This window comes from Halomonas sp. SL1, from assembly GCF_003030865.2.
Lineage (GTDB): Bacteria > Pseudomonadota > Gammaproteobacteria > Pseudomonadales > Halomonadaceae > Halomonas > Halomonas halophila.
Map to the genome: position 1 here is coordinate 259,404 of NZ_PYUQ02000012.1, position 26,306 is coordinate 285,709.

Sequence of the window (26,306 nt, forward strand, 5' to 3'; positions counted from 1 at the left end):
CGACCCAAGGGCCGCCTCGGCGGCCCTTTTCTTTGCGCCGTCATTGCCTTGGCCTTGCAATGCCGCGTCATCGCCCCCATTCCTTGGGTATCTCCACTGATCGTTTGAGGAAGGTCTGCGATGCAGCAGAACGCCGAACAGACCCTGAGTCTGCCCCTTTTGCCGCTGCGGGACGTGGTCGTCTACCCGCAGATGGTCATCCCGCTGTTCGTCGGCCGTGAAAAGTCCATCCAGGCCCTGGAAGCCGCCATGGAGGCCGACAAGCGCGTGCTGCTGGTGGCGCAGCGTGAGGCCAGCAAGGACGATCCGGATAACGAGGATCTGTTCGACATCGGCACCGTGGCCGAGATCATGCAGCTGCTCAAGCTGCCCGACGGTACCGTCAAGGTGCTGATCGAGGGCGAGTCCCGGGCCGACATCCAGGACATCCTGTCCGTCGACGACGGCTACAGCCGCGCCGAGGTGGTGCTGCGCGACAGCGAACCGCTGTCCGAGCGCGAGCAGGATGCCCTGGTGCGCGTGCTGCTCAACCAGTTCGAGCAGTACGTCAAGATGTCCAAGAAGGTGCCCAACGAGGTGCTCAACTCGCTGTCGGGCATCGAGGATCCGAGCCGGTTGGTGGACACCATCTGCGCCCACCTGTCGCTGAAGATCGACGACAAGCAGCAGCTGCTCGAGATGGATCGCGTGCGCGACCGCATCGAGCATCTGATGGCGCTGATCGAGTCCGAGATCGACCTGCTGCAGGTGGAGAAGCGGATTCGCTCGCGGGTCAAGGACCAGATGGAGAAGTCCCAGCGCGAGTATTACCTGAACGAGCAGATGAAGGCCATCCAGAAGGAGATGGGCGAGCTCGAGAATGCGCCCAACGAGGCCGACAAGTACGAGCAGGCCATCGAGGCGTCCGGGATGCCCAAGGACGCCGCCGAGAAGGCGCGTCAGGAGCTCGGCAAGCTGCGGATGATGACGCCGTCCTCCGCCGAGGCCACGGTGGTGCGCTCCTATCTGGACTGGCTGATCGCGGTGCCGTGGAAGAAGCGCACCCGGGTACGCCATGACCTGGCCCACGCCCAGAAGGTGCTGGACGAGGATCACTACGGCCTCGAGGAGGTCAAGGAGCGCATTCTCGAGTACCTGGCCGTGCACAAGCGGGTCAAGAAGCTCAAGGGCCCGGTGCTGTGCCTGGTGGGCCCGCCCGGCGTCGGCAAGACCTCGCTGGGGCGCTCCATCGCCCGCGCCACCAACCGCAAGTACGTGCGCCTGGCCCTCGGCGGGGTGCGTGACGAGTCCGAGATTCGTGGCCACCGCCGCACCTACATCGGCTCGCTGCCCGGCAAGCCGATCCAGCGCATGAGCAAGGCCGGGGTCAAGAACCCGCTGTTCCTGCTCGACGAGGTCGACAAGGTGGGCATGGACCACCGCGGCGACCCGTCCTCGGCGCTGCTCGAGGTACTCGACCCGGAGCAGAACGACAAGTTCAGCGACCATTACCTGGAGCTGGACTACGACCTGTCCGAGACCCTGTTCATCTGTACCGCCAACTCGATGAACATCCCCGGCCCGCTGCTCGACCGCATGGAAGTGATTCGTCTGCCCGGCTACACCGAGGACGAGAAACTCGCCATCGCCAAGCGCTATCTGGTGCCCAAGCAGCTCAAGGCCAACGGCTTCAAGGACGACGAGCTTGGCTTTGCCGATGAGGCCCTGCTGGAGCTGATTCGCTACTACAGCCGCGAGGCCGGCGTGCGCGAGCTCGAGCGCCAGATCGCCAAGGTCTGCCGCAAGGTGCTGCGCGAGCGCATCGAGAAGGAAGGCAAGGAAGGCGCCCAGGCGCCGGCCATCCTCGCTGCCGCCGACATCGAGGCCTATGCCGGCGTGCGTCGCTACAGCTACGGCCTGGCCGACCAGGAGGACCAGGTGGGTCGCGTCACCGGCCTGGCCTGGACCTCGGTGGGCGGCGAGCTGCTCAACATCGAGTCGGTGGTGACGCCCGGCAAGGGGCGCATCAACAAGACCGGCTCGCTGGGCGACGTGATGAAGGAGTCCGTGAGCGCCGCCCAGACCGTGGTGCGGGCGCGGGCGGAAAGCTTCGGCATCGATCCCGAACGGTTCGAGAAGGAAGACCTGCACATCCACGTGCCGGAGGGCGCCACGCCGAAGGACGGTCCGAGCGCCGGCGTCGCCATGGTCACGGCGATGATCTCTGCCTACACCGGCCGCCCGGTACGCTGCGACGTGGCCATGACCGGCGAGGTCAACCTGCGCGGCGAGGTGATGCCGATCGGCGGGCTCAAGGAGAAATTGCTGGCCGCCAGGCGCGGTGGTATAAAGACCGTGCTTATTCCTGAAGAGAACCGCCGCGACCTGAAAGAGGTCCCGGACAACATCAAGCAGGCACTCGACATCCGGCCCGTGCGTTGGATCGACGAAGTTCTCGAGACCGCCCTGGGTGAAAAAACCGGTGGCCAGGATGAAGAATCTCGAGCGGAAGACAAGGCCTCTTCTCACTCGATGATCAGTACACACTGACGACATTTTTTCCTGCTTGCCGGGGTGAAAACCCCGGCATGACGGGGATTGTCAGGGAAGGTTGCTTGACACGTCTTTCATCGCATTGCTATAAACTATCGCCATGCTGTGATCGCGTCAGTCAGCCGTAAGTCTCGCCGATTAGAGCCAATTTACGTAACAGTCAAGGGGTGAAGTGTGAACAAGTCCGAGCTGATCGAAGCCATTGCTGCGTCTGCCGATATTCCCAAGGCAGCCGCTTCCCGTGCGCTGGACGCCATGGTCGACGCCGTGGCTGACAGCCTGAAGAAGGGCGACAGCGTCTCCCTGGTGGGTTTCGGCACCTTCACCGTCAAGGAGCGGGCCGCGCGTACCGGCCGTAACCCGCAGACCGGTGAGCCGATCGAGATCAGCGCCGCCAAGGTGCCGAGCTTCAAGGCCGGCAAGGCGCTCAAGGATTCCGTCAACTAAGGACACGGCCTTGCCGTCTTCCTGACCGACGTTTCCCTACAGGCGCACCGCTGTCGCGGTGCGCCTGTTTCGTTTTCGGAGCCCCGCAGGCGCCGAGCGTGCTGTGCTCGCCGTCGCGTGGCCAAGGTGGACGCCTGTAAGATGGGCGTCCCGAACCACTTGATCCGCAGAGGCCTGCATGCTGCAAAGTATTCGTGACCGCTCCACCAGTTGGGGTGCCAAGATCCTGGTCGGCGCCGTGGTGGTGACCATGGCCCTGTTCGGCGTGGAGTCCCTGGTGGGGCTGCTGAACAGCGACGTTGAGGAGGTCGCCACGGTCAATGGCGAGCCGATCACGCGTCAGCAGCTCGAGCTGCAGGTGCAGCGGGCGATCCGCAGCGGCCAGGTGCCGCCGGAGCAGGAGCGTCAGCTGCGGGCCGAGACGCTCGACAGCCTGATCACCAACCAGCTGCTGACCCAGTATGCCGAGGAGGGCGGCCTGCATCTCTCCGATGCCCAGATCGACCAGCTGATCGTCACCCTGCCGGAGTTCCAGGACGCCAACGGCCGTTTCGACAGCGAGCTGTTCAAGAATCGTCTCGCCAGCGCCGGCTTCACGCCCATTTCCTTCCGCGCCCAGCTGCGCGAGGACATGAAGCGTCGCCAGCTCCAGCAGGGCCTGGTCATCAGCGAGTTCAGCCTGCCGAGCGAGCAGGAGCGCCTCGCCGAGCTGCAGCGTCAGGCGCGCACCTTCCGTCACTATGCCCTGACCCCGGCCGACCTGGAGGCGGCGCCCGATATCGACGACGCCGACCTCCAGGCCTACTATGAGGCTCATGCCGACGCCTACCAGCGCCCCGAGCAGGTCAAGCTGGCCTACGTGGTGCTCGACAAGCAGGCCATGGCCGAGGACGTCGAGGTCAGCGACGAGGACCTGCGCCAGGCCTGGCAGGATGAAGCGGCCAGCGCCGACCGCCGTGTCTCCCACATCATGGTCAGCTTCGGTGACGAGCGCAGCCGCGAGGACGCGGTGGCCCGCCTGGAGGAGGTCAAGTCCCGGCTGGCCGACGGCGAGGCCTTCGCCGATCTGGCCGCCGACTATTCCGACGATACCTCGACCAGCGATGCCGGCGGTGACCTGGGCGTGATCGGCCGCGGCTTCTTCGGCGAGGCCTTCGAGGACGCGGCCTTCGCGCTCGACGAGGGGCAGGTGTCGGATATCGTCGAGACCGACAACGGCCTGCACCTGATCCAGGTCACCGAGCTCGATCGCCCGCCGTTCGAAGAGGCCCGCGACCGCCTGCGCCAGGACGTGGCGCTGGCGCAGGTCGAAGACGCCTTCAACGACAAGGCCCAGCGGCTGATCGACGAGAGCTTCGCCGCCGAGGACCTGGCCAGCGTGGCCGAGGATCTCGGTCTCGAGCGTCGCCAGAGCGACTGGGTGAGCCGTGATGATGTCGACGGCGTGCTGTCGGAGCCGGGCGTGATGCGCCAGGCCTTCAGCGATGACGTGCTGGAAGAGGGCTTCAACAGCGAGGTCATCGAGCTGGACGAGGATCGCCGCATGGTGCTGCGCGTGGTCGAGCATCGCGATGCCACCACGCTGCCGCTGGACGAGGTGCGCGACCGTGTCGTGGCGGCCGTCGAGGCCGAGAAGACCCGCGAGGCCCTCGAGGCGCGCGCCGACGAGATGCTCGCGTCGCTGCGTGGCGGCGAGACCCTGGGACTCGACTGGCAGCGGGCCGAATCGCTGAGCCGCCAGGCCGAGAGCGGTCTGGCTCAACCGGTGATCGAGGCCGCCTTCCGTCTGCCGCATCCGTCGGAGGGCGAGACCGTCTACGGCCGTGCCAACGACGGTCAGCGGGTGGTGCTGATCGGGCTGGAGTCCGTCACCGAGGGCGAGGCCAATGCGCAGATCGAGTCCTTCGTGGCGCGCATGGCCCAGCAGCTGCGCTCCCAGGCGGCGGTCAACGGCCTGCTCGACCATCTGCGTGAGCAGGCCGAGATCGAGCGTCCCTGACGGTCGACTCGACTCGCGCCACGGTAGAGGCAAGAGGAAGAAGGGGGCTTCGGCCCCCTTTTTTCGTGTCTGTCGTTCGTGTTGTCGCAGCGAATCTGACCGAGCCAGTCGGCTCGCTATTTATACCGTTATCTTTCATGCTTTACCCTCGTTGAGGCGTCGTCCTGGGGCGCGGAGCGGTGAGCATGCGATGATGACCACCGATCTTCCTTCCGTCGACGAGAGTTGCCCATGGCCCGGCCGCCGCTTCGCGATATTCCCGCCCATCTGATCACCGGCTTCCTGGGGGGTGGCAAGAGTACGCTCATCCACCACCTGATCGCGCACAAGCCACCCGGCGAGCGCTGGGCGGTGCTGATCAACGAGTTCGGCCAGGTCGGCGTCGACCAGACGATGTTCGCCGAACGCGACGATGTCGTGGTTCAGGCCCTGCCGGGCGGCTGCCTGTGCTGTCAGCTGGCCACGGTGCTGCAGACGAGCCTGGTGCAGCTTCTGCGACGCGAGCGGCCCGACCGGCTGATCATCGAGCCCTCCGGGCTCGGCCACCCGTCGGGGCTGATCGAGCTGCTGCGGGGAGAGGCCTTCGCCGGTGTGCTCTCGCTTCGGGACGTGGTGACGGTGCTGGATCCGCGGCGCCTGGACGATCCGCGCGCGCGAGGCCACGAGACCTTCCTCGATCAGCTGCGGCTGGCCGACGGCGTGGCCCTGACCATGGTCGATCGGCTCGACGCGGCGCGGGTGACGGCGGCGCGGGACTGGCTGGCCGAGACGCTGCCGGGTGAACGCTGGGTCGTCGAGGCGCCTCACGGTCGCCTGCCGGTCGCGCGGTTGCTCGAGGGTGGCGCTCACCGGGAGGGAGCCGAGCCTGCCTCTCCGGCGGCGCATCGTGCTCAGGCCACGGCTCAGGCCCAGATCCAGACCCAGACCCAGACCCAGACGCCGGGGCTCTTGCTCGATCTCGACGCCCGGGCGCCGCGCGTCGGGGCGCCGGTGCGCGAGAGCGGCGCGTCACTGGGCCATGAAAGCCTCGGCTGGCGCTGGCATGCCGATGAGGTCTTCGCCGCCGCGGCCATCACGGCCTGGCTGGACGCCCTGCCGGCGGCGCTGCGGGTCAAGGGCGTGCTGCACACGGACACGGGATGGGTCACGGTCAATCGCGCGAGGAACGACGCGCCGCTCTCGCCCAGCGAGTGGCGCCGCGACTCGCGCCTGGAGCTGATTGCCGAGGCCGGAGGGATGCCGGACGCCGAGGCGCTCGAGGCCGGGCTTGTCGGCTGTCGTCGATCGGTGACTTGACCTGGATCAGGCATCATTTCGCTCTGTCGCTGGCGGCCTCGCGATGACTCACTAAACTTACTTGCTGTTGAGCAGAGACGGGGCCAGACCCTTCATCGGACTTAGGATTTGCTATCCTAAGGCCGCTGAAGGGTCTGACCCCAAGGTAAAACGAGAGTGTGCCTCAGTCCTGCAGCGGGAAGTCGCGCAGCACCAGCGCCTGTCCCGGGACGCTCTCGATTTCCCAGCCCTGGTCCGGCTGCCAGTCGCCCAGCACGAAGCGACGCGCCGGCGTGCCGTCGATGTCGACGTCATGGATGGCGGGGCGGTGGGTATGGCCGTGAATCATCGTGGTCACGCCGTGCTCGCGCAGGGCCTCGACCACTTCGGCCGGCGTCACGTCCATGATGTCCTCGGCCTTGTTCGAGTTGGCCTCCCCGGACTGGTCGCGCAGCTGCCTGGCGAGCGCGATGCGCTCGGGAATCGGCATGGCCAGGATCTGCGCCTGCCACTGCGGGTCGCGGGCCTTGGCGCGGAAGGTCATGTAGGCCTCGTCCCGGGTGCACAGGCTGTCGCCGTGCATCAGCAGCACCCGCTCGTCGCCGAGGTTGACCACGCTGGGATCGGGAAGCAGGGTGGCGCCGGCGGCTTCGGCGAAGCGTTGCCCGAGCAGGAAGTCGCGGTTGCCGTGCATCAGGTAGATCGTGGTGCCGGCCTCGGCGCGCCGCTTCAGGGCCTCGGCGATGCGCGCGGCGAGCGCGGCGGTGCCGGTGGGGTCGGCGGCGCCGAGGTCCAGCAGGTCATCGCCGATCCAGGCCTCGAAGAAGTCGCCGAGGATATAGAGCGCCTCGGCGCCGGCGGCGCGGGTCTCCAGCCAGTTCAGGAAGCCCTCGGTGATGGCCGGGGCGCCGGGATGCAGGTGAAGATCGGAGATCAGCAGGGTCGACATGGCATCTCTCGCGGGCAGAGGATGAAGGAAAACGCCCCCGCCGGAAGGCGAGGGCGCGGGACTCACGGGGCGAGGACTCAGGCCTCGGCGTCGTCCTGGACGTAGGCGCGCTGGATGATCACGTCCTCGGCCGGCACGTCGGCGTGCATGCCGCGGCGGGTGGTGGCCACGCCCTTGATGCGCTCGACCACGTCCATGCCCTCGACGACCTCGCCGAACACGCAGTAGCCCCAGCCTTGCAGGTTCTTGCCGCGATGGTTGAGGAAGTCGTTGTCGGCCACGTTGATGAAGAACTGGGCGCTGGCGGAGTGCGGGTCCTGGGTGCGGGCCATGGCCAGGGTGCCGCGGGTGTTGGCCAGGCCGTTGTCGGCCTCGTTCTCGATCGGGCCGCGGGTCTGCTTCTGGTTGAAGTCCAGGTCGAAGCCGCCGCCCTGGACCATGAAACCGTCGATCACGCGATGGAACAGGGTGTTGTCGTAGTAGCCGTCGCGCACGTACTGCTCGAAGTTGGCGGCGGTCTTCGGCGCCTTGTCGTGGTTCAGGGCGACATGAATATCGCCGAAATTGGTCTGCAAGATGATCATCATGATGTCCTGTCTTCTCGAAGCGGGATGCCTTGGCGCCCTATGGGCAGGTGGCGCTATAATAGCCGTTTTGCGTCGATGCGCGAAGCCGTGGTCAGGCCCGCGGCGTCGCGACGACAGGCCCGCGTTCAACCAGAGGTTGCCCAATCAACATGACCAGCGAGACCACCAGCGCGCCGAACTTCATTCGCAACCAGATCAGCGAAGAGATCGAGGCCGGCCGACAGGGGAAGATCGTCACCCGCTTCCCGCCGGAGCCCAACGGCTTCCTGCACATCGGCCATGCCAAGTCGATCTGTCTGAATTTCGGGCTCGCCGAGCAGTTCGGTGGCGACTGTCATCTGCGCTTCGACGACACCAATCCGGCGAAGGAAGAGCAGGCCTATATCGACGCCATCAAGGAAGACGTCAGCTGGCTGGGCTATGAGTGGGCCGGCGATGTGCGCTTCGCCTCGGACTACTTCGAGACCCTCTACGAGTGGGCCCAGCACCTGATCCGCGAGGGCAAGGCCTACGTCGATGATCTGTCCCCGGAAGAGATGCGCGAGTATCGCGGCACCCTGACCGAGGCCGGCACGCCGAGCCCCTACCGCGAGCGCAGCGTCGAGGAGAACCTCAACCTGCTGGAGCGCATGCGCGTCGGCGAGTTCGCCGAGGGCGAGAAGGTGCTGCGCGCCAAGATCGACATGGCCGCGCCGAACATCAACCTGCGCGACCCGATCCTCTATCGCATCCGCCACGCCTCGCACCATCAGACCGGCGACACGTGGAAGATCTACCCGTCCTACGACTTCACCCACGGCCAGTCCGATGCCCTGGAAGGGGTGACGCACTCCGTCTGCACCCTGGAGTTCGAGGATCACCGCCCGCTGTACGAGTGGTTCCTGGACAACCTTCCGGTGCCGGCCAAGCCGCGCCAGATCGAGTTCGCGCGGCTGAACCTGAACTACACCCTGACCTCCAAGCGCAAGCTCAAGCTGCTGGTGGACGAGAACATCGTCGACGGCTGGGACGACCCGCGCCTGCCGACGCTGTCCGGCATGCGTCGCCGCGGCTATACCCCGGCCTCGATCCGCAAGTTCTGCGAGATGATCGGCGTGACCCGCGCCGACGGCGGCCTGGTCGATATCGCCATGCTCTACCACGCGATCCGTTCTGACCTCGAGGACAACGCGCCGCGCGCCATGTGCGTGCTCAAGCCGCTCAAGGTGGTGCTGACCAATGTCGCCGAGGACTTCGCGGAGACCTACCGGGTCGCCGGGCATCCGGCCCGCGAGGACATGGGCGTGCGCGAGATTCCCTTCGGCCGGGAAATCTACATCGATCGCGACGACTTCATGGAGGAGCCGCCGAAGAAGTTCTTCCGCCTGGCGCCGGGCAAGGAAGTGCGGCTGCGCAACTCCTACGTCATCCGCTGCGACGAGGTGATCAAGGACGAGGCCGGCGAGGTCAGCGAGCTGCGCTGCTCGGTCGATTTCGATACCCTCGGCAAGAACCCCGAGGGCCGCAAGGTCAAGGGCGTGATCCACTGGGTCAGCGCCGCCCAGGCGGTGCCGATGGAGGTGCGTCTCTACGACAACCTGTTCACCGTCGAGCAACCGGACAAGGACAAGGACGCCGACTTCCTCGAGCACCTCAACCCCGAGTCGCTGACCGTGGTGCAGGCCATGGGCGAGCCGAGCCTGGCCGATGCCGCGCCCGAGAGTCGCTTCCAGTTCGAGCGGGTCGGCTACTTCTGCGCCGACCGCCACGCCTGCCGCGACGGCAAGCTGGTGTTCAACCGCACCGTGGGACTCAAGGATGGCTGGGCCAAGGCCCAGAAGAAGGGCTGACATGCAGATCTACAACACCCTGACGCGTCGCAAGGAAACCTTCACGCCCATCGAGCCGGGCAAGGTGCGCATGTACGTCTGCGGCATGACCGTCTATGACTTCTGTCACCTGGGCCACGCCCGGGTGATGGTGGCCTTCGACGTCATCACCCGCTACCTGCGGGCCCGCGGCTACGACGTCAGCTACGTGCGCAACATCACCGACATCGACGACAAGATCCTCAAGCGGGCGGACGAGAACGGCGAGACCATCGAGGCGCTCACCGACCGCATGATCGATGCCATGCACGAGGACGAGGGCCGCCTGGGCGTGCTGCGTCCGGACGCCGAGCCGCGTGCGACCCAGCACCTGGACGAGATTGTCTCGATGATCCAGACGCTGATCGACAAGGGCTATGCCTACGCGGCGGACAACGGCGACGTCTACTACCGGGTGCGCAGGTTCGACGGCTACGGCAAGCTCAACAACCGTGACCTGGACGACATGCGCTCCGGCGCCCGGATCGACGTCGACGAGCACAAGGAAGACCCGCTCGACTTCGTGCTGTGGAAGGCCGCCAAGCCCGGCGAGGTCAACTGGCTCTCGCCCTGGGGCGAGGGGCGTCCGGGCTGGCACATCGAGTGCTCGGCGATGTCCACCTGCTGCTTGGGCGAGACCTTCGACATCCACGGCGGCGGGCCGGACCTGACCTTCCCGCACCACGAGAACGAGATCGCCCAGAGCGAGGCCGCCACCGGCAAGCCCTACGTCAACACCTGGATGCACGCCGGCGCGGTGCGGGTGAACCAGGAGAAGATGTCCAAGTCGCTGGGCAACTTCTTCACCATTCGCGACGTGCTCGAGCATCACGACGCCGAAGTGGTGCGCTACCTGCTGGTGTCGAGCCACTACCGCAGCCCGATCAACTACGCGCCGGAGTCGCTGGCCGACGCCCGCAAGTCGCTGGAGCGTTTCTACAATGCTCTGGACGGGCTGGCCCTGGACGGGGTCGAGGTACGGGAAGGCGAGGTCGATGCGCGCTTCGACGAGCGCTTCACCGCGGCCATGGACGACGACTTCAACACCGCCGAGGCGGTGTCGGTGCTGTTCGACCTGGCCCGCGAGCTCAACCGCGCCAAGAAGGAAAGCCCCGAGCAGGCGCCGGCCCTGGCCGCCGAGCTCAGGCGCCTGGGCGGGGTGCTCGGCCTGCTGCAGCAGGCGCCGGCGGCCTTCCTGAAGGGCGCCGGGGCCGGCGAGCTGCCGCTGACCGAGGCCGAGATCGAGGCCAAAATCGCCGAGCGTGCCGCGGCCAAGAAGGCCCGCGACTTCGCCACCGCTGACGGCATCCGCGACGAGTTGGCCGCACTGGGCATCGTGCTCAAGGACAGCCGCGAAGGTACCGGCTGGGTGTTCGAGGCGCCGGGCGACTGAGTCCTGATACTCGATCGATCCGCAATGGAAACGCCCGGCCTTGTGCCGGGCGTTTCGCGTCTGGGGGCAGAAGACTCAGTGCGTTTCCTCGCCCAGCGTCTCGTCGACCAGTGCCATGGCTTCGTCGAGGCTGACGGCGACCGCGTCCCAGGGCAGGGTCGATCCGACGAGATGGCAGTGGTAGAGGGCATCGTCATCGATGTCGACACGGTGGATGTCGTTGCCCCGGTCGTCCTGCCACCAGTCGGCGTGGACATGATGCCAGCGCGGGGCGATCCGAGCGTTCATGTTCATGCGTCACCTTCCTTCGTGAGCCGCCCGCTCGGGCGATTGCTCAGCAAGCCTTCCAGATTTTCAGGCGGGGTTCCGTCAGCCCGTGCCAGCGTGAATAGAAATCGATCCGACGCTGGGCGTTGGCGAGGTCTACCGGGCCAAGGTCTTCATGAGGGGCGTGGGCGAGACAGCCGACGTCGACCCGTTCATGGGGCCGGGAGCGCGTTCGGAGGCGTGACTCCTGGCGTTGGCCGCGGCCCATCGGCCGCGCTCGAGGGAGTGAGTGTTGCTCAACGGGCATGTGGGGCAACCGCAGTACCTGGTTCATGTGGCATTCCTCCGAACGGCATGTAACCCAGGGAGCGACTCACTGTCGCCGGTCTGTCGGACCGCCGGGGGCGGTCTTATGGTCAGCATAGTTGAGAAACGCTGTTTGTAAATTCAGGTTACAAAATATGTCGCTCAAGTCCGGCGCGAGAAGGCCGTTAGTGCATCATGCCGGTGGCAGCGGGAGGCGATGGGGCCAGGCATCGTCGACGACGAAGACGCGCTGCCAGCTCGGGGACGAGGTGGTGTCGAGAAGGATGGCGAGCTGAACCGGCGCGCCGCCGCGGAGAAAGTGCAGGCGCAGCCGATGCTCGAGGACCGACAGCGGGCTCATCTGCGGGAGGGGAGGAAACGCCAGCCAGTGAGGCTTGCACAGCCAGGCGCCGAGCGCGTTTTCCGGCAGGCGCTCGCACCAGGCTGGCCAGTCGTGCCAGTGCAGCCACTGGCCGCGCAGGTGGTCGGGCGTGGCCTGGCGCGGGGAGGGCAGAGGCGTCTGCCAGGGGTGGAACAGCACCCCGGGCATGGCCAGGCGCTGACGCAGCCCCGGCACCGGCGCTCCCAGCCGTTCGGCCAGCGCCTGGCGCGCCAGCGGGCGCTGGGCCAGCGGCAGCTGGTGGTGCTCCAGGTGATGGCGCTTGAGGGCCAGGCTGTCGAGCCCGCCGGGGCCGACCCAGCGAGCCTGATCGTCGTCGGCGCCCGGGCCCTCGGTGAGACCCAGGTAGTACTTGATCGCCACCTCGAGATGGACGGGCACAGGATCCGGCGACTCGGCGTAGATCAGGTCGAGCTCGCCCAGGGTACGACGCTCCTGAAGCACCGGCAGGTTGTGGGCGAGCAGGCGGGTATTCGGTGCGGTATCGAGCAGGAACTGCCACAGGCGCTCGTGATAGTGGCCCATGCGGCCCTCCAGGGCCGCGCCGACGTAGCGCTCCAGATCGCTCGGGGCGTCGTCCAGGTGGCTCAGATAGTCGCTCAGGGCGGCGTCGCTCTCGAGACCCAGGCTGCGGCGATCGGGGCGGCCGGGGGTCTCGAGGGTGATCAGGTCAGGTGCTTGCAACAGCCAGGCCAGGTCGCGTACCAGCGGGTGGCGCCAGGGGCGGATGTCATCGCGGAATGGCGGCATGCGGTCTCGCTCCGGGCGTTGAGATGGCGCTCTGACAGCGAAGCTATACAGGTCTTATACTCCAGCATACATTCATTCGGGAAGCGGGTGGTATCCATGCAGCCAGCACTGACACGTCTCGCCGCCATCGCGGCCGGCACCCTGATGACCCTGGGCGCGGCGCAGGCCCAGGACGCCGCCGGAGAGCCGGTGGTGATCGCCTCCAAGATCGACACCGAGGGCTCGGTGCTCGGGCAGCTGATCCTGCAACGCCTGGAGGCCGGCGGCATCGCGGTGGAGGATCGCCTGCAGCTGGGCGCCACCAGCATCGTGCGCACGGCCCTGACCGCCGGGGAGATCGATCTCTACCCGGAATACACCGGCAACGGCGCTTTCTTCTTCGACATGGCCGACAGCCCGGTGTGGAAGGACCCCGAGCAGGCCTATGAGACGGTCCGTCAGAAGGATCGCGAAGCCAACGATCTGGTGTGGCTGACGCCCGCCGAGGCCAACAACACCTGGGCGATCAGCGTGCGCGGCGATCTGGCCCGCGCGCACGAGCTGGCGAGCCTCGAGGACCTGGCCGGCTATCTCGACGACGGCGGCGAGTTCAAGCTGGCGGCGAGCGCCGAGTTCGTCGAGTCGCCCCAGGCGCTGCCGGCCTTCCAGGACGCCTATGGCTTCGAGCTCTCCGAGGACGAGCTGCTGGTGCTCTCCGGCGGCAATACCGCCGCCACCATGCGGGCCGCCGCCCAGCAGACCAGCGGCGTTAACGCCGCCATGACCTACGGCACCGACGGCGGCCTCAAGGCCCTCGATCTGCACGTGCTGGACGACACCCTCGGCGTGCAGCCGGTCTATCAGCCGGCGCCGGTGGTACGCGCCGAGGTGCTCGAGGCGCATCCCGAGATCGAGACCCTGCTGGCGCCGGTGTTCGAGGCGCTGGACCGCGACACCCTGCAGCGGCTCAACGGCGATGTGGCCGTCAACGGCCGTGATCCGGCCAAGGTGGCCGGCGACTTCCTCGACACCCTGGACGAATGAGCCGCGGGGTGAACGAGGAGACAGGGAACAGGGACGTGCCTCGCCCCAACGTCGTGCTGCTGAGCCTGCTGATGGCGACCCTGGTCGCCTGGAGCGGGCTCGATGCCGTCAGCGTGGCGCCCAATCGCATCGTACCCGGCCAGGGCTATGCCGCCTGGGAGGCGGCCGGCTGGCCAGTTTTTTTGATCAGCCTGGCGCCGCTGCTCGCCGTGCTGGCGCTGGCCTGGCGCCCGCAACGATGCCGCCTGCGCTGGGCCCTGGGGCTGGTGGTGGCGATGCTCGCCGCACTGCCGGCCTGGCTGGCGCTGGCCGCGGCCAGGCTGGTCGAGGCCGATCTGCCCCAGGCGCGCATGGGCGTGAGCGCCGGGGTCTGGGTGGCGCTGTTCCTGCTGCTGCTGGCGCTGATCGAGCTGCGCACGCGTTTGGCGCTGTCGCGGACGCTGGGCTGGTCGCTGCTGCTGGTGCCGCTGGCGAGCTTCGCCGCCTGGCTGACGTTCGGCCTCGAACCGCTGGCGCTGCGACAGGAGTTCCTGGCCCGCCGCGACGGCTTCATCTCCGCCATCGGCGAGCATCTGCTGCTGGTCGGCGCCGCCGTCGGCATCAGCCTGGTGCTCGGCGTGGCCCTGGCGCTGGCCATGCGCCGCTGGGCGCGCTGTCGCACCCTGGGCTTCGCGGTGCTCAACTTCCTGCAGACCATCCCCAGCCTGGCGCTGTTCGGCCTGCTGCTGGCGCCGCTGGCCTGGCTGGGCGCCCACGTCGAGTGGCTGGCGGCGCTGGGCGTGAGCGGCATCGGCGCCGCGCCGGCGCTGCTGGCGCTGGTCGGCTACAGCCTGCTGCCGATGGTGCGCAACACCTTCGTGGCCCTCGATGAGGTCGACCCCGGCGTGATCGACGCCGCCCGGGGCATGGGCATGAGCCGCGGCCAGGTGTTCCGTCAGGTGCGTCTGCCGCTGGCCGCCCCGGTGATCCTCGAGGGCATTCGCATCACCACCGTGCAGGCCATCGGCCTGACCGCCGTGGCCGCGCTGATCGGCGCCGGCGGCCTCGGCACCTTCATCTTTCAGGGGCTGGGGCAGGCGGCCATGGACATGGTGCTGCTCGGCGCCCTGCCGATCCTGGTCATGGCGCTGCTCGCCGATGCCTTGCTGGGCGCCCTGACCGACCTTACACGCCAGGGAGAGGCCACATGATCGAACTCATCGGCGTGTCCAAGTGCTTCGATGACACCGCCGCGGTGGACGACATCTCGCTGCGCGTCGAACGCGGCGAGCTGTGCGTGCTGGTGGGCACCTCCGGCTGCGGCAAGTCGACGACGCTGCGCATGATCAACCGCCTGATCGAGCACAGCGACGGCGAGATCCACATCGACGGCCAGCAGATCCGCGACTTCCGCGAGGAGACCCTGCGCCGGCGCATGGGCTATGCGATCCAGAGCACCGGGCTGTTTCCGCACTGGACGGTGGCGCGCAACATCGGCCTGGTGCCGCGGCTGCTGAAATGGCCTCCGGCACGGATCCGCGAGCGGGTCGAGGAGCTGATGGCGATGCTCGGCCTGTCGATGCAGGAATTCGCCGGCAAGTATCCGCGCCAGCTCTCCGGCGGTCAGGCCCAGCGGGTCGGAGTGGCCCGGGCGCTGGCCGCCGATCCCGATATTCTGCTGATGGACGAGCCCTTCGGGGCGCTGGATCCGATCACCCGCGAGACGCTCCAGCACGAACTGCGCGAGCTTCAGTCGCGGCTGCAGAAGACCATCGTCTTCGTCACCCACGACATGGACGAGGCGCTGCGGCTGGCCGATCGGCTGGTGGTCATGGACGGCGGACGCATCCGCCAGCAGGGTCATCCGCTTGAGCTGCTGCGCGAGCCCGCCGACGCTTTCGTCGAATCGCTGCTCGGCGGCGAGGACCGCGGCCTCAAGGAGGCGGCGCTGCTGACCGTCGGCGAGCGGATGATGCCGCTGAGCCCGCGGCTGCTGCCGCGGGAGCGGATCTCCCGCCACGCCACCCTGCGCGAGGCGCTGTCGATGATGCTGTGGCGCCACGCCGAGCGCCTGGCCGTGGTCGATGACGAGGACATGCCGGTCGGCGAGCTGTCGCTGCGCCAGCTGGTGGGGGCGAAGCATCATGAGTGAGGCGGTGAGTCGCCTGGTCTCGCGGGGAGGGACGCGCTGGCTGGTGCCGCTGGCCTGGGCCGTGCTGCTGCTCGCCGCCTGCGTGGGCATGCCCTGGCTCGAGGAGCTGTTCCGGCTGGTCGAGCCGGACAGCCGCAGCGTCGTCTATGCCCGGGCCGATTTCCTGACCCTGCTGGGCCGCCATCTGCTGGTGGTGGCCGTCGCGGCGCTGGCCGCGGTGGCGATCGGCGTCGGCGCCGCGGTGGCGGTGACGCGGCGCACCGGCCGCGACTTCCTGCCGCTGGTCGCCCAGCTGGCCTCGATCGGGCAGACCTTCCCGCCGGTGGCGGTGCTGGCGCTGGCGGTGCCGGTGCTGGGTTTCGGCACCCTGCCGATCATCGTCGCATTGCTGCTCTACGGGCTGCTGCCGATCGTGCGCAACACCCTGACCGGGCTCGAGGGCGTCGACTCCGGCGTGCGCGAGGCCGCCCGCGGCATGGGCATGACCAGCGGCCAGCTGCTGCGCCAGGTGGAGCTGCCGCTGGCCTGGCCGGTGATCCTGGCCGGCATCCGCACCTCGGTGACCATCAATATCGCCACTGCGGCGATCGGCGCCACCGTGGGGGCGAGCAATCTGGGCGACCCGATCATCTCCGGCATCGTCAACGGCAACACTGCCTACGTGTTGCAGGGTGCGCTGCTGATCGGGCTGCTGGCGCTGACCGTGGACAGCGTCTTCGCCCGGCTGCAGCCGGCCGCCGCTTAAGAACGCGGCCTCGCCGGCGTGTGACTTTCGTCGTGCTATCGAAGGTTTTCAGTTTACGTTAACGTCAGAGTCGTGCGTTGATCGACGCCCGGGCGATCCCCTGGCGGTCCGACACAAGAGCGACAACACTGCCCCCAAAAGGGGTAAGGATCACGACGATGACCACGACGCGAGATATTCACGTGCCGGAGTTTCTGGCCGGTGACGAGTTCAGCATTCCCACCTATCGGGTGCTGACCCAGGAGGGCACCCTCTGCGAGGGCGCCGAGGCTCCGACCCTCGAGCGCGACGAGGCTCGGGCCATCTACCGGGCGATGATCGCCACCCGGGTGCTCGACGAGCGCATGATGGCCGCCCAGCGCCAGGGCCGGCTCAGCTTCTACATGCAGTGCACCGGCGAGGAGGCCGCGGTGATAGGCACCACCGCGGCGCTCGACGAGGCCGACATGATCATGGCCCAGTACCGCGAGCAGGGCGCGCTGGTCTATCGCGGCTTCACCTTCGACGAGTTCATGAACCAGCTGTTCGGCAACGAGCTCGACTACGGCAAGGGGCGCCAGATGCCGATCCACTACGGGTCGCGCAAGCTCCACTACATGACCATCTCCTCGCCGCTGGCCACCCAGATTCCCCAGGCCACCGGCTACGCCTACGGCCAGAAGCTGGCCGGCGAGGGCCAGTGCACCGCGGTGTTCTTCGGCGAGGGCGCCGCCTCCGAGGGCGACTTCCATGCCGCCCTGAACATGGCGGCGGTGCACGAGGTGCCGGTGATCTTCTTCTGCCGCAACAACGGCTACGCCATCTCCACGCCGGCCATCGAGCAGTTCGCCGCCGACGGCGTGGCGCCGCGGGCCTTCGGCTACCGCATGCACGTGATCCGCGTCGACGGCAACGACATCCTGGCGGTCCACCGCGCCACCCAGGAGGCCCGACGCATCGCCGTGGAGCACAACAAGCCGGTGCTGATCGAGGCCATGACCTATCGCCTGGCCGCGCATTCGTCCTCGGACGACCCCTCCGGCTATCGCTCGCGCAAGGAGGAGGAGGCCTGGCGCGAGAAGGACCCGATCCTGCGCATGCAGCGCTGGATGAGCGACCAGGGCTGGTGGAGCGACGACGAGGAGAAGGAACTGCAGGAGCGGCTGCGCCGCGAGGTGCTGGAGGCCATGAAGCGCGCCGAGAAGCGTCCGCCACCGACCCTCGATACCCTGGTCACCGACGTCTACGCCGAGGTCACGCCGGCCCTGCAGCAGCAGCTCGATGCGCTCAAGTCCCATATCCGCCGCCATCCCGAGGCCTATCCGAAGGGGGCGCGCTTCCTCGATCCCGAGCTGAGCCGCACCGACGACGAGGGAGAGTCCTGATATGCCGACCATGAATCTGCTGCAGGCGATCAACCACGCCCTGGACATCGCCATGGCCGAGGACGAGAAGGTGCTGTGCTTCGGCGAGGACGTGGGTGGCTTCGGTGGGGTCTTCCGCGCCACCAGCCATCTGCAGGAACGCTACGGCCGGGCGCGGTGCTTCAACACGCCGCTGGTGGAGCAGGGCATCGTCGGCTTCGCCAACGGCCTGGCCGCTCAGGGCTCGGTGCCGGTAGCGGAGATCCAGTTCGCCGACTACATCTTTCCGGCCTTCGACCAGATCGTCAACGAGACCGCCAAGTTCCGCTATCGCTCCGGCGACCTGTTCAACGTCGGCGGGCTGACCATCCGCGCGCCCTACGGCGGCGGGATCTCCGGCGGCCACTATCACTCCCAGTCGCCCGAGGCCTACTTCACCCATACGCCGGGGCTGAAGATCGTGGTGCCGCGCAATCCCTACGAGGCCAAGGGCCTGCTGCTGGCGGCCATTCGCGATCCGGACCCGGTGATCTTCTTCGAGCCCAAGCGGCTCTATCGCGCGTCCACCGGCGAGGTGCCGGAGGAGGACTATCAGCTGCCGCTGGGCGAGGCCGAGATCACCAAGGAGGGCAGCGACGTCACCCTGGTGGGCTGGGGCGCCCAGATGGAAGTCATCGATCGCGCGGTCGAGCTGGCCGAGAAGGAGGGCATCTCCTGCGAGGTGATCGACCTGCGCACGCTCTTGCCCTGGGACGCCGACACCGTGGCGGAATCGCTGCTCAAGACCGGCCGGCTGGTGGTGACCCACGAGGCGCCGCAGACCGGCGGCTTCGCTGGCGAGATCGCCGCCACCCTGCAGGAGCGCTGCTTCCTGTACCTGGAATCGCCGATCCTGCGCGTGACCGGCCTGGATACGCCCTTCCCGCTGACGCTGGAGAAGGAGTATCTGCCGGATCACCTCAAGGTCTTCGAGGCCATCCGCGAGAGCGTCAACTACTGAGTCCAGGACAGGAGCAAGCACGATGACCGAGTTCAAGCTGCCCGATATCGGCGAGGGTATCGTGGAGTGTGAAGTCGTCGAGTGGCGGGTCGCCGAGGGCGACGCCATCGAGGAGGATCAGCCGGTGGTCGAGGTGATGACCGACAAGGCCCTGGTCGAGATCACTGCCCCCGAGGGCGGGCGGGTCACCAAGCTGCACGTGGCCAAGGGCGAGATTGCCAAGGTCCACGCCCCGCTGTTCGCCTACGAGATGGCGGACGGTGAATCGGCCGCCGAGCCGGAGGATGCCGAGGCATCGGCGCCGGCGAAGGAGGTCGACGACGACGCTGACACCGACACAGGAGCGCCCCGCCTCGAGACGCCGGCGCCGCAGGCGAGCACCGTGTGCTCCGCCGAGCAGGAGCGCCCCGACCGGGCCGCCTCGGGCCAGGGCCCCCATGGCCGGATTCCGGCCAGCCCCGCGGTGCGCCGCCTGGTGCGCGAGCATGACCTGCGCCTCGAGGACGTACCCGGCTCCGGCAAGGACGGCCGGGTGCTCAAGGAGGACGTGCTGGCGCTGGTCGAAGGCGACGGGGCAGCCGCCGAGCCGGTGGCGCCCGCTGCCGCATCGGGCAGGGGGCAGGATCAGGCTCAGGGTGAGATACGCGTCGAGCCGCTGCGCGGCGTGCGCGCGGCCATGGCCCGCCAGATGGTGGCCGCGGCCTCGACCATCCCGCACTTCCAGTACGGCGAGGAGATCGACGTCACCGAGCTGCTGGCGCTGCGCGAGCGGCTGAAGCCCCGGGCCGAGGCGCGGGAGGTCAGGCTGACCCTGATGCCGTTCTTCATGAAGGCCATGGCGCTGGCGATACGGGACTACCCGCTGCTCAACAGCCGGCTCAACGAGGCCGGCGACGAGATCCACTATCTGCCGTGCTGCAACATCGGCATGGCGGTGGACGGCAGGGCCGGCCTGATGGTGCCCAACGTCAAGGGCGTGGAAGGCCTGAGCCTGCTGGACGTGGCCGGCGAGATCCAGCGGCTGACCGCCGCGGCGCGGGAAGGGCGCGTGGCCCAGGCGGATCTCCAGGGCGGCACCATCAGCATCTCCAACATCGGTGCCCTGGGCGGCACCTATGCCGCGCCGATCATCAACGCCCCGGAATCCGCGATCGTCGCCATCGGCAAGAGCCAGTGGCTGCCGCGCTTCGACGAGGCCGGCGAGCTGACTCGCCGGGCGATCATGACCGTGACCTGGGCCGGCGATCACCGCCTGCTCGACGGCGGCACCATCGCGCGCTTCTGCAACGCCTGGAAGGGCTACCTGGAAGACCCGGAATCCATGCTGCTCGAGCTGAGCTGAGGATCGCCACGGGGAGGACGATGACCCAGCCGCTGCAGCAGTTCTATATTCCGGAAGACCAGTCGGTCTATCTGCTGAGCCATCACGACGCCCGCAAGCTGCGGGAGTGGGTGGCACTGTGCCAGGCCCAGCTCGAGCAGCTGGGCTACCGGCACATCGAGCTAATCGGCAAGGGCGCCTACGGCTTCGTGTTCGCCGGCCTCACCGCCGGCGGCGAGCAGTACGTATTCAAGTTCACCCGGGTCAACCTGCCCCAGTCGCTGCAGGACCGCCTCGAGGAAGAGGCCTTCATGCTCGAGCAGGTGGCCCATCCCCGGGTGCCGAGGCTGATCGCCTTCCAGCGGGTGCGCCACCAGTCGATCCTGGTGATGCAGCGCGCGCCCGGTGAGAACCTGGAGGAGGTCTCGCTGCGCGAGGGACGGCTGTCGCCGCGGCGGGTGGTGCACATCGCCGCCCAGCTGGCCGATATCCTGCGCGCCCTGCGCCGCGAGTCCGGCCCCTCCGGCCGGCCCATCGTCCACGGCGACATCAAGCCCTCCAACCTGGTGTTCGACGAACGCGACGAGAGCGTGGCGCTGATCGACTGGGGCTCCTCGGTGTTCGCCCAGCTCGACGCCGAGCTGCAGTTCGTCGCGGCCAACGTCATGGAGCTGATGTCGGACAACCTGCAGCAGACCAACGCCCGCTTGGGCGACGTCTATTTCATCGGCGACGACCAGCTCAACGGCGCGCTGTCGTCGCCGCGCTTCGACGAGCAGGGCGCCGCCGGCACGCTCTATGCGCTGGCCTCGGCCCAGTCGTGTCGTTTCGGTCACCGCGCGATTCCGGCCACCTCGCTGGGCCTGCCCATGGAGTTCGCGCGCATGCTCGACGGCATGCTCGACCCCGACCCGCGCACCCGCATGAAGGCCGGCGATCACTTCCTGCGCGAGATGCCGCGCCTGTCGCGGCTGGTGATGCTCGACCTGCCGAGCCCGCCCGAGGCGCCATTGGTGCCGGTATGGGCCCGGGCCGCTGACCGCGAGATCGACACCGTGGTCTACAGCTCGCGCAAGGCCTTCCTGCGCGAGGAGGACGGCCGGGAGACCCTCAGCGACGTCAACGACGTGCAGCTCGACCGCTACTACAAGAACTTCATGCAGGGCATGGGCGAGACCGAGAAGGCCTTTCTCGCTGCGGTCAGCCGGCTCGGCAAGTACCCGGTGGTGGGCGGGCTGGCGGTGCGCTGGGAGGCCGACGGCGTCTACATCGACTCCTCGCTGAACCTGCATGATCCCGAGCTCAAGCCGGCCTTCATCGCCGCGGTCAACAACATGGTCGACCTGGCCCGGGGCATCCACCGCCGGGGCATCTTCAAGAGCTGCCTGTTCAATGCCCGCGATACTCTGCACCTGGACCGCGAGGGCCCGGAGCGTCCCTTCGTGATCCCGCCGGACCTGCGGCTGGCCTACGAGGTCAGCGCGGTGCCGGAGCTCGAGGATCGCTCGCGGCTGCACAGCTATTTCGAGGACGGCCCGGACCCGGAGGAGTTCCTGGTGCTGCCCGAGGCCATCATCGCCTCGCTGGAGGCGCTCAACGAGATCCACCACACCGGCATGATCATCTTCGAGGCGCTGCCCGAGCACCTGAAGATCCATAGCCACTACCGGCTGCTCGACCCGTCCCGGGAGGCCGAATTTCGCCGCCGGCTGGACGACATCCTCGCCGCGGTGGGGCGCATCGAGGGGCTCGGCGTCTCGGGCTTCATGAAGATGCCCTACAAGGACACTCGCGTCTTCGCCCACGTGGCCCGCCAGCCGGAGCGCTTCTATCCCCGCGACCCGCGCGCCGCCCTGGCCGTGATGAAAGAGCAGGCCGAGTAAGAAAGGTAACGCCCGAGACGGCGAACCGAACCATGCACAAGCCACGGGGACAGGTCGCAGAGGGGGTTTTTGCCAGGGATGGCAAAAGTTAGCGCCCAGGGATGGGTTCACAGCGCCCCTCGAAGACCTGTCGACGTGGCGGCCTGGCGTCGAGGCCAGGACCAACGCCTGTTCATGCCATGAGCTTGTCGCGGCGATCTGGCAAGATAGGCGGCCTTGGAGCGTCTGACCTCCACGCCGGGCACGCGATGCCCGGGGCAAGCCTGCGCGAGGACGCGGTAAACCCGTCCCTGGGCGCTTCTTTTGACGTCCATGTCAAAAGAACCTCGCTACGCCTTGCCCCGGGCGCGTGCTCGAGCCGCAACAGACGCTCGCGACTGTCAGCAAAGATCAAGGACGCCGCATGGCTCAGCTGTTACGCATCGTGATGATCCACGGTCATCTCGAGGGTGTGGTCGAACTGGATGTCGATGGCCACACCAACATCTGCGGCACCAACGCTTCGGGCAAGACGACCCTGCAGCGCCTGGTGCCGGTCTTCTACGGGGAGCTGCCCAACCGGGTGGTGCCCAAGACCCGTCGCAAGTTCGATGCCTTCTACCTGCCGCATCGCAACAGCTATCTGGTCTACGAATATCGCCGAGAGGAGGGCGACGTCTGCCAGGCGGTGTTGACTCGCAAGAGCGAGGGCGGCGTCGAGTATCGCTTCGTCGGCGCGCCCTATCGCCCCGAGGACTACCTGGTCGAGACCGAGGGCGGCGTGGTCGCCCTCGACTACGCCCAGTGGAACCAGGGGCTGCGCCGCCAGGGCACCCAGGTGTCGCACAAGCTCGGCGCCACCTCGGAATACCGCGCGGTGATTCAGAACGACTTCACCCAGCACGGCGGCGGTGGCGGCCTCCGCGAGGGCCTGAAGCTGCGCCAGGTGGCCGCCCGCTTCAGCCTGGTGCGCGCCGGCCGTCGCATCCGCCACATGGAGAAGTTGGTCTCGGCGGTGCACGCCAAGGAGGGCAAGATGGACACCCTCAAGACCATGCTGGCGGCGATCTTCGAGGAGGACGGCGTCGAGCTGCCGATGACCCGCATCCGCAACACCAAGGCGCGGGAGTGGATCGCCCGCATGCGCCAGTCGATGCGCCTCGAGCCGCTGCAGCAGGCGCTGGCGGACCTGCAGCGCCAGGACCGCGAGATCGCCGACCTGGAGGCCGGCCTGTGGCAGCTGGGTCCCCAGCTCGAGGCCGACCGCGCCCGGGCCGAGCGCGGCCGGGCCGATCTCGAAGCGCAGATCGGCGAGCGCCAGCGCGATTTCCAGGCCCGCGAGCAGGCCTACGAGCAGGCGCGCCAGGACGTCAACGACCGCCTCAGCGAGATGGGCAGCGAGCTCGAGCAGACCCGCACCGAGCTCGACGATCTCCAGCGCCGCTTCGAGGCCTTCGAGGAGGCCGACATGCCCGGCCTGGAGCAGGACCTCAAGGCACTGCCCCAGTGGCGTGAGCAGCAGCAGGGCCTGCGCGACCATCTCGAGTTCATGCAGCAGGCGGTGCAGGAGAGCAAGGCCCGCCTCGAGGCCCGGCTGGTCGAGCTCGGCGATCAGCTCGAGCGCCGTCGCGACGAGCTCCAGGCCCGGATCGACGCCCTCGGCGAGGAGAAGGAAGCCCGCCGCGAGAGCCAGCGCGAGGCCGAGAGCCGCCTCGACGCCGACTACCAGACCCGCCGCCAGGCGCTGGACGGCGACTACCGCGGGCGACTCGAGCGGCTCACCGCGCGCCTCTCCGAGCTCAAGGCCGAGCTCGCCCACGGCACCCAGACCGAGGAGGAAGCCCGCGAGGCCGAGCGGGCCCAGCTGCGCGTCGACGAGGCGCGCAGCGCCCAGGACGCCATCGCCGCCACCCTCGACGCCCTGCGCGGCGAGCTCGACGGCCACAAGCGCGCCCGCGACGACGCCGAACGCGAGCTCGACCGGGTCCGCCAGCAGCGGGCCCGGGCCGAGGCCCGTCTCGAGGCCCTGGAGGTGCAGCGCGATCCGGCCCAGGGCAGCCTGCGGCACTTCCTGAGCCATCACCGGCCCGGCTGGGAGCAGACCCTGGGCAAGGTGCTGGCGCCGGCGCTGCTCGAACGGCGCGATCTCGCCCCGCAGCTCAACGACGACGCCAGCGACGACCTCCACGGCCTGGCCCTCGACCTGGCCGCCATCGCGTTGCCCGACCACGCCCAGGACGAGGCCGGCCTGCAGGCCGAAATCGGCGCCGCCGAGCAGGCGCTGGACGACGCTCGGGGGGCGGAGCAGGACGCCGAGAAGGCGCTCAAGGCCGGTCACGACAAGGTGCAGGAGGCCGACGCGCGTCTCGAACGGGCGGGCGGCGAGAAGCGTCGCGCCGCCGAGGAAGTGGACTACGCCTTGCAGGCCCGTAGCCAGTGTCAGCTGCGTCATCAGCAGGCGCAGCAGGAACGCCAGGCGAGCCGCCGCCAAGCCCTCGAGGAGCAGGAGGCGGTGCAGCAGGCGCTGCGCGAGGAGCGCGACCAGGCGCTGGCGACGCTGGACGAGACCCACCGCGCCCAGCGCATGGAGCTCACCGCCGATCACCAGGGCCAGCTGGCCGGCGTCGATCGCCAGATCGAGCAGTATCGCCGCCAGCTCGGCGAGCTCCGGGAAGACAACCGACGCCAGCGCGAGGAGCTCGAGGCCGCCTTCGATCGCGAGCTGGCCGATCGCGGCGTCGACCCGGTCAAGGTGCGGGAGACCCGGGCGAAGATCGAGGACCTGGGCCAGCGCATCCACGACACCGAGGCGCGGCGGGACGAGCTCGACGCCTACGCCCGCTTCATGCGCCTCGACTGGGGCGAGCGCAAGCCGCGGCTGGTGGCGCGGGAAGCGGAGCTGAGCCAGGCCCAGCAGGCCGCCGAACGCGAGCGCAAGACGCTCAAGGACGCCTTCGACGCCGACCGGGCCGAGCATCGGTCGGCGGTGGGTGAACTCAAGACCCGCCGCGAGGCCGAGCAGGCGCTGATCGAGACCCTGGCGCCGCTGCTCGATACCCTGGAGGGGCTGTCGCTGGCGCCGGCCAGCGAGCCGCTCGGCGAGGCACCGGGTGACGTCGACGAGCGCATCGAGCGCGTCCGCCAGGCGCTCACCGACCACGCCCGCGCGCTCGACGCGCTGCGCCGCGGCTGCGAGAAGATCGAGGCCGACCTGGTCAAGGGCGCCAGCGCCGACTTCCAGGACACCCTGGAGGCCGAACGCGCCAAGCTCGAGGACACCGGTCCGCGCCGCCTGCTGGCGGTGCTGGCCGACATGCTGCAGCTGCTCGAGGGGCAACAGCAGCAGCTGCTGCAGGAAGGCCGCAATCTCGGCGACGATCTCGACAAGTTCTTCACCGTGTTCCGCGACCTCAACCGGCGCATCAACGCCCAGAGCCGGCGGCTTTCCGACGAAGTGGCCGACGACCTCAGGCTCGAGGGCATCGGCAAGGCCGAGGTGAAGATCCAGTCGACCATCGACGAGCTCGGCTTCTGGGAGCCGCTCAAGCGCTTCGCCCAGCGCTACCGCGAGTGGCGCGACGGCGGCCGCACGCTGCCGGACGACGACTACCTCGACGCCCTGGCCGACGTGGTGGAGCTGTTGCGCAGCGACCAGCAGTACAGTGTCGAGAGCCTGCTGCGCCTGGAGCTGCACCTCAACGAGGGTGGCGCCGACCTGGTGATCAAGAACGACCGCCAGCTGCTGGAGTCCTCCAGCCACGGCATGGCCTACCTGATCCTGTGCAAGTTCCTGCTGGCCTTCACCCGGCTGCTGCGCGGCCCGGCCGAGGTGGCCGTGCACTGGCCCATCGACGAGATCGGCACCCTGGCGTATCACAACGTCGAGAAGCTGTTCGACGCCTGCGACAACAACCGCATCCATATCGTCGGCGCCTTCCCCAATCCGGAGTCGGACGTGCTGATGCTGTTCCAGCACCGCTATCTGATCGACCGTGACGAGACCGCGCCCGACAAGCGCCGGCTCAAGCGCATCGAGCCGCGACTGAGCCGCCTGGCCCAGCGCCTGGAGGAGCGCCAGAGCGACCGTCAGGAGGCATCGGCATGAGCGAGGACATGATGTCAGAGCATT

Annotated in this window: 19 protein-coding genes; 15 read left to right on the plus strand and 4 right to left on the minus strand. The window is 68.2% G+C overall.

Annotated elements, in window-relative coordinates; genetic code table 11:
* Positions 1–120 precede the first annotated feature (120 nt).
* The 4 genes from lon (at position 121) to C9J49_RS07520 (ending at position 6,274) form a co-directional block, all read left to right on the plus strand.
* Positions 121–2,529, plus strand: a complete 2,409-nt coding sequence (gene lon, locus C9J49_RS07505) for an endopeptidase La (protein WP_107181844.1) — start codon at positions 121–123, stop codon at positions 2,527–2,529.
* Between the two features lie 177 nt (positions 2,530–2,706).
* On the plus strand, positions 2,707–2,979 hold the full coding sequence (locus C9J49_RS07510) for an HU family DNA-binding protein (RefSeq protein ID WP_016855018.1): 273 nt from the start codon (positions 2,707–2,709) through the stop codon (positions 2,977–2,979).
* Positions 2,980–3,157: 178 nt separating this feature from the next.
* Positions 3,158–4,978, plus strand: a complete 1,821-nt coding sequence (locus C9J49_RS07515; RefSeq protein WP_107181845.1) for a SurA N-terminal domain-containing protein — start codon at positions 3,158–3,160, stop codon at positions 4,976–4,978.
* A 231-nt stretch (positions 4,979–5,209) separates the two neighbouring features.
* On the plus strand, positions 5,210–6,274 hold the full coding sequence (locus tag C9J49_RS07520) for a GTP-binding protein (protein ID WP_107181846.1): 1,065 nt from the start codon (positions 5,210–5,212) through the stop codon (positions 6,272–6,274).
* 163 nt (positions 6,275–6,437) lie between these two features.
* Here C9J49_RS07520 and C9J49_RS07525 read toward each other — a convergent pair whose 3' ends face one another.
* Positions 6,438–7,202, minus strand: coding sequence for a UDP-2,3-diacylglucosamine diphosphatase (locus tag C9J49_RS07525; protein WP_107181847.1), 765 nt, complete (start codon positions 7,200–7,202; stop codon positions 6,438–6,440).
* A 77-nt stretch (positions 7,203–7,279) separates the two neighbouring features.
* On the minus strand, positions 7,280–7,786 hold the full coding sequence (locus C9J49_RS07530; RefSeq protein WP_046078599.1) for a peptidylprolyl isomerase: 507 nt from the start codon (positions 7,784–7,786) through the stop codon (positions 7,280–7,282).
* A gap of 152 nt (positions 7,787–7,938) precedes the next feature.
* Here C9J49_RS07530 and C9J49_RS07535 point away from each other — a divergent pair, with 152 nt between their 5' ends.
* Together C9J49_RS07535 and cysS are read left to right on the plus strand one after the other, a co-directional pair.
* Entirely contained in the window at positions 7,939–9,618 is a 1,680-nt protein-coding gene (locus tag C9J49_RS07535; RefSeq protein ID WP_046078600.1) for a glutamine--tRNA ligase/YqeY domain fusion protein, read from the plus strand.
* A gap of 1 nt (position 9,619) precedes the next feature.
* Positions 9,620–11,029 (plus strand): cysteine--tRNA ligase, encoded by a 1,410-nt coding sequence (cysS, locus tag C9J49_RS07540; protein ID WP_107181848.1) that lies wholly within the window; start codon positions 9,620–9,622, stop codon positions 11,027–11,029.
* 75 nt (positions 11,030–11,104) lie between these two features.
* Here cysS and C9J49_RS07545 read toward each other — a convergent pair whose 3' ends face one another.
* Both C9J49_RS07545 and C9J49_RS07550 read right to left on the minus strand, forming a co-directional pair.
* On the minus strand, positions 11,105–11,323 hold the full coding sequence (locus tag C9J49_RS07545; RefSeq protein ID WP_046078604.1) for a hypothetical protein: 219 nt from the start codon (positions 11,321–11,323) through the stop codon (positions 11,105–11,107).
* A gap of 472 nt (positions 11,324–11,795) precedes the next feature.
* On the minus strand, positions 11,796–12,752 hold the full coding sequence (locus tag C9J49_RS07550) for a DUF1853 family protein (protein WP_107181849.1): 957 nt from the start codon (positions 12,750–12,752) through the stop codon (positions 11,796–11,798).
* Between the two features lie 96 nt (positions 12,753–12,848).
* Between C9J49_RS07550 and C9J49_RS07555 the strand changes: the two genes are divergently transcribed.
* The 9 genes from C9J49_RS07555 (at position 12,849) to C9J49_RS07595 (ending at position 26,282) form a co-directional block, all read left to right on the plus strand.
* Positions 12,849–13,775: an ABC transporter substrate-binding protein gene (locus C9J49_RS07555; protein WP_046078606.1), complete on the plus strand. Its 927-nt coding sequence runs from the start codon at positions 12,849–12,851 to the stop codon at positions 13,773–13,775.
* On the plus strand, positions 13,772–14,965 hold the full coding sequence (locus C9J49_RS07560) for an ABC transporter permease (RefSeq protein WP_107181850.1): 1,194 nt from the start codon (positions 13,772–13,774) through the stop codon (positions 14,963–14,965). The genes C9J49_RS07555 and C9J49_RS07560 overlap by 4 nt, the downstream gene beginning before the upstream one ends.
* Positions 14,962–15,906, plus strand: a complete 945-nt coding sequence (locus tag C9J49_RS07565; RefSeq protein WP_107181851.1) for an ABC transporter ATP-binding protein — start codon at positions 14,962–14,964, stop codon at positions 15,904–15,906. The genes C9J49_RS07560 and C9J49_RS07565 overlap by 4 nt, the downstream gene beginning before the upstream one ends.
* Complete coding sequence (locus C9J49_RS07570; protein ID WP_107181852.1) at positions 15,899–16,651, plus strand: ABC transporter permease; 753 nt, start codon at positions 15,899–15,901, stop codon at positions 16,649–16,651. Before C9J49_RS07565 ends, C9J49_RS07570 begins: the two co-directional genes overlap by 8 nt.
* A 158-nt stretch (positions 16,652–16,809) precedes the next feature.
* On the plus strand, positions 16,810–18,015 hold the full coding sequence (locus C9J49_RS07575) for a thiamine pyrophosphate-dependent dehydrogenase E1 component subunit alpha (protein ID WP_107181853.1): 1,206 nt from the start codon (positions 16,810–16,812) through the stop codon (positions 18,013–18,015).
* A gap of 1 nt (position 18,016) precedes the next feature.
* The gene (locus C9J49_RS07580) at positions 18,017–18,994 is read left to right on the plus strand and encodes an alpha-ketoacid dehydrogenase subunit beta (protein ID WP_107181854.1); all 978 of its coding nucleotides are present in this window, start codon (positions 18,017–18,019) and stop codon (positions 18,992–18,994) included.
* Positions 18,995–19,016: 22 nt separating this feature from the next.
* Complete coding sequence (locus C9J49_RS07585; protein WP_107181855.1) at positions 19,017–20,336, plus strand: 2-oxo acid dehydrogenase subunit E2; 1,320 nt, start codon at positions 19,017–19,019, stop codon at positions 20,334–20,336.
* 20 nt (positions 20,337–20,356) lie between these two features.
* Entirely contained in the window at positions 20,357–22,198 is a 1,842-nt protein-coding gene (locus tag C9J49_RS07590; protein WP_107181856.1) for a protein kinase, read from the plus strand.
* Between the two features lie 403 nt (positions 22,199–22,601).
* Positions 22,602–26,282 (plus strand): ATP-binding protein, encoded by a 3,681-nt coding sequence (locus tag C9J49_RS07595; protein ID WP_107181857.1) that lies wholly within the window; start codon positions 22,602–22,604, stop codon positions 26,280–26,282.
* Positions 26,283–26,306 lie beyond the last annotated feature (24 nt).

Coding starts and splice junctions, on each gene's coding strand:
- C9J49_RS07545 (WP_046078604.1), bottom strand. CDS start 11,323: ATGAACATGAACGCTCGGATCGCCCCGCGCTGGCATCATGTCCACGCC.
- C9J49_RS07520 (WP_107181846.1), top strand. CDS start 5,210: ATGGCCCGGCCGCCGCTTCGCGATATTCCCGCCCATCTGATCACCGGC.
- C9J49_RS07530 (WP_046078599.1), bottom strand. CDS start 7,786: ATGATCATCTTGCAGACCAATTTCGGCGATATTCATGTCGCCCTGAAC.
- C9J49_RS07535 (WP_046078600.1), top strand. CDS start 7,939: ATGACCAGCGAGACCACCAGCGCGCCGAACTTCATTCGCAACCAGATC.
- C9J49_RS07550 (WP_107181849.1), bottom strand. CDS start 12,752: ATGCCGCCATTCCGCGATGACATCCGCCCCTGGCGCCACCCGCTGGTA.
- C9J49_RS07580 (WP_107181854.1), top strand. CDS start 18,017: ATGCCGACCATGAATCTGCTGCAGGCGATCAACCACGCCCTGGACATC.
- C9J49_RS07560 (WP_107181850.1), top strand. CDS start 13,772: ATGAGCCGCGGGGTGAACGAGGAGACAGGGAACAGGGACGTGCCTCGC.
- cysS (WP_107181848.1), top strand. CDS start 9,620: ATGCAGATCTACAACACCCTGACGCGTCGCAAGGAAACCTTCACGCCC.
- C9J49_RS07590 (WP_107181856.1), top strand. CDS start 20,357: ATGACCCAGCCGCTGCAGCAGTTCTATATTCCGGAAGACCAGTCGGTC.
- C9J49_RS07555 (WP_046078606.1), top strand. CDS start 12,849: ATGCAGCCAGCACTGACACGTCTCGCCGCCATCGCGGCCGGCACCCTG.
- C9J49_RS07585 (WP_107181855.1), top strand. CDS start 19,017: ATGACCGAGTTCAAGCTGCCCGATATCGGCGAGGGTATCGTGGAGTGT.
- C9J49_RS07595 (WP_107181857.1), top strand. CDS start 22,602: ATGGCTCAGCTGTTACGCATCGTGATGATCCACGGTCATCTCGAGGGT.
- C9J49_RS07575 (WP_107181853.1), top strand. CDS start 16,810: ATGACCACGACGCGAGATATTCACGTGCCGGAGTTTCTGGCCGGTGAC.
- C9J49_RS07525 (WP_107181847.1), bottom strand. CDS start 7,202: ATGTCGACCCTGCTGATCTCCGATCTTCACCTGCATCCCGGCGCCCCG.
- C9J49_RS07515 (WP_107181845.1), top strand. CDS start 3,158: ATGCTGCAAAGTATTCGTGACCGCTCCACCAGTTGGGGTGCCAAGATC.
- lon (WP_107181844.1), top strand. CDS start 121: ATGCAGCAGAACGCCGAACAGACCCTGAGTCTGCCCCTTTTGCCGCTG.
- C9J49_RS07565 (WP_107181851.1), top strand. CDS start 14,962: ATGATCGAACTCATCGGCGTGTCCAAGTGCTTCGATGACACCGCCGCG.
- C9J49_RS07570 (WP_107181852.1), top strand. CDS start 15,899: ATGAGTGAGGCGGTGAGTCGCCTGGTCTCGCGGGGAGGGACGCGCTGG.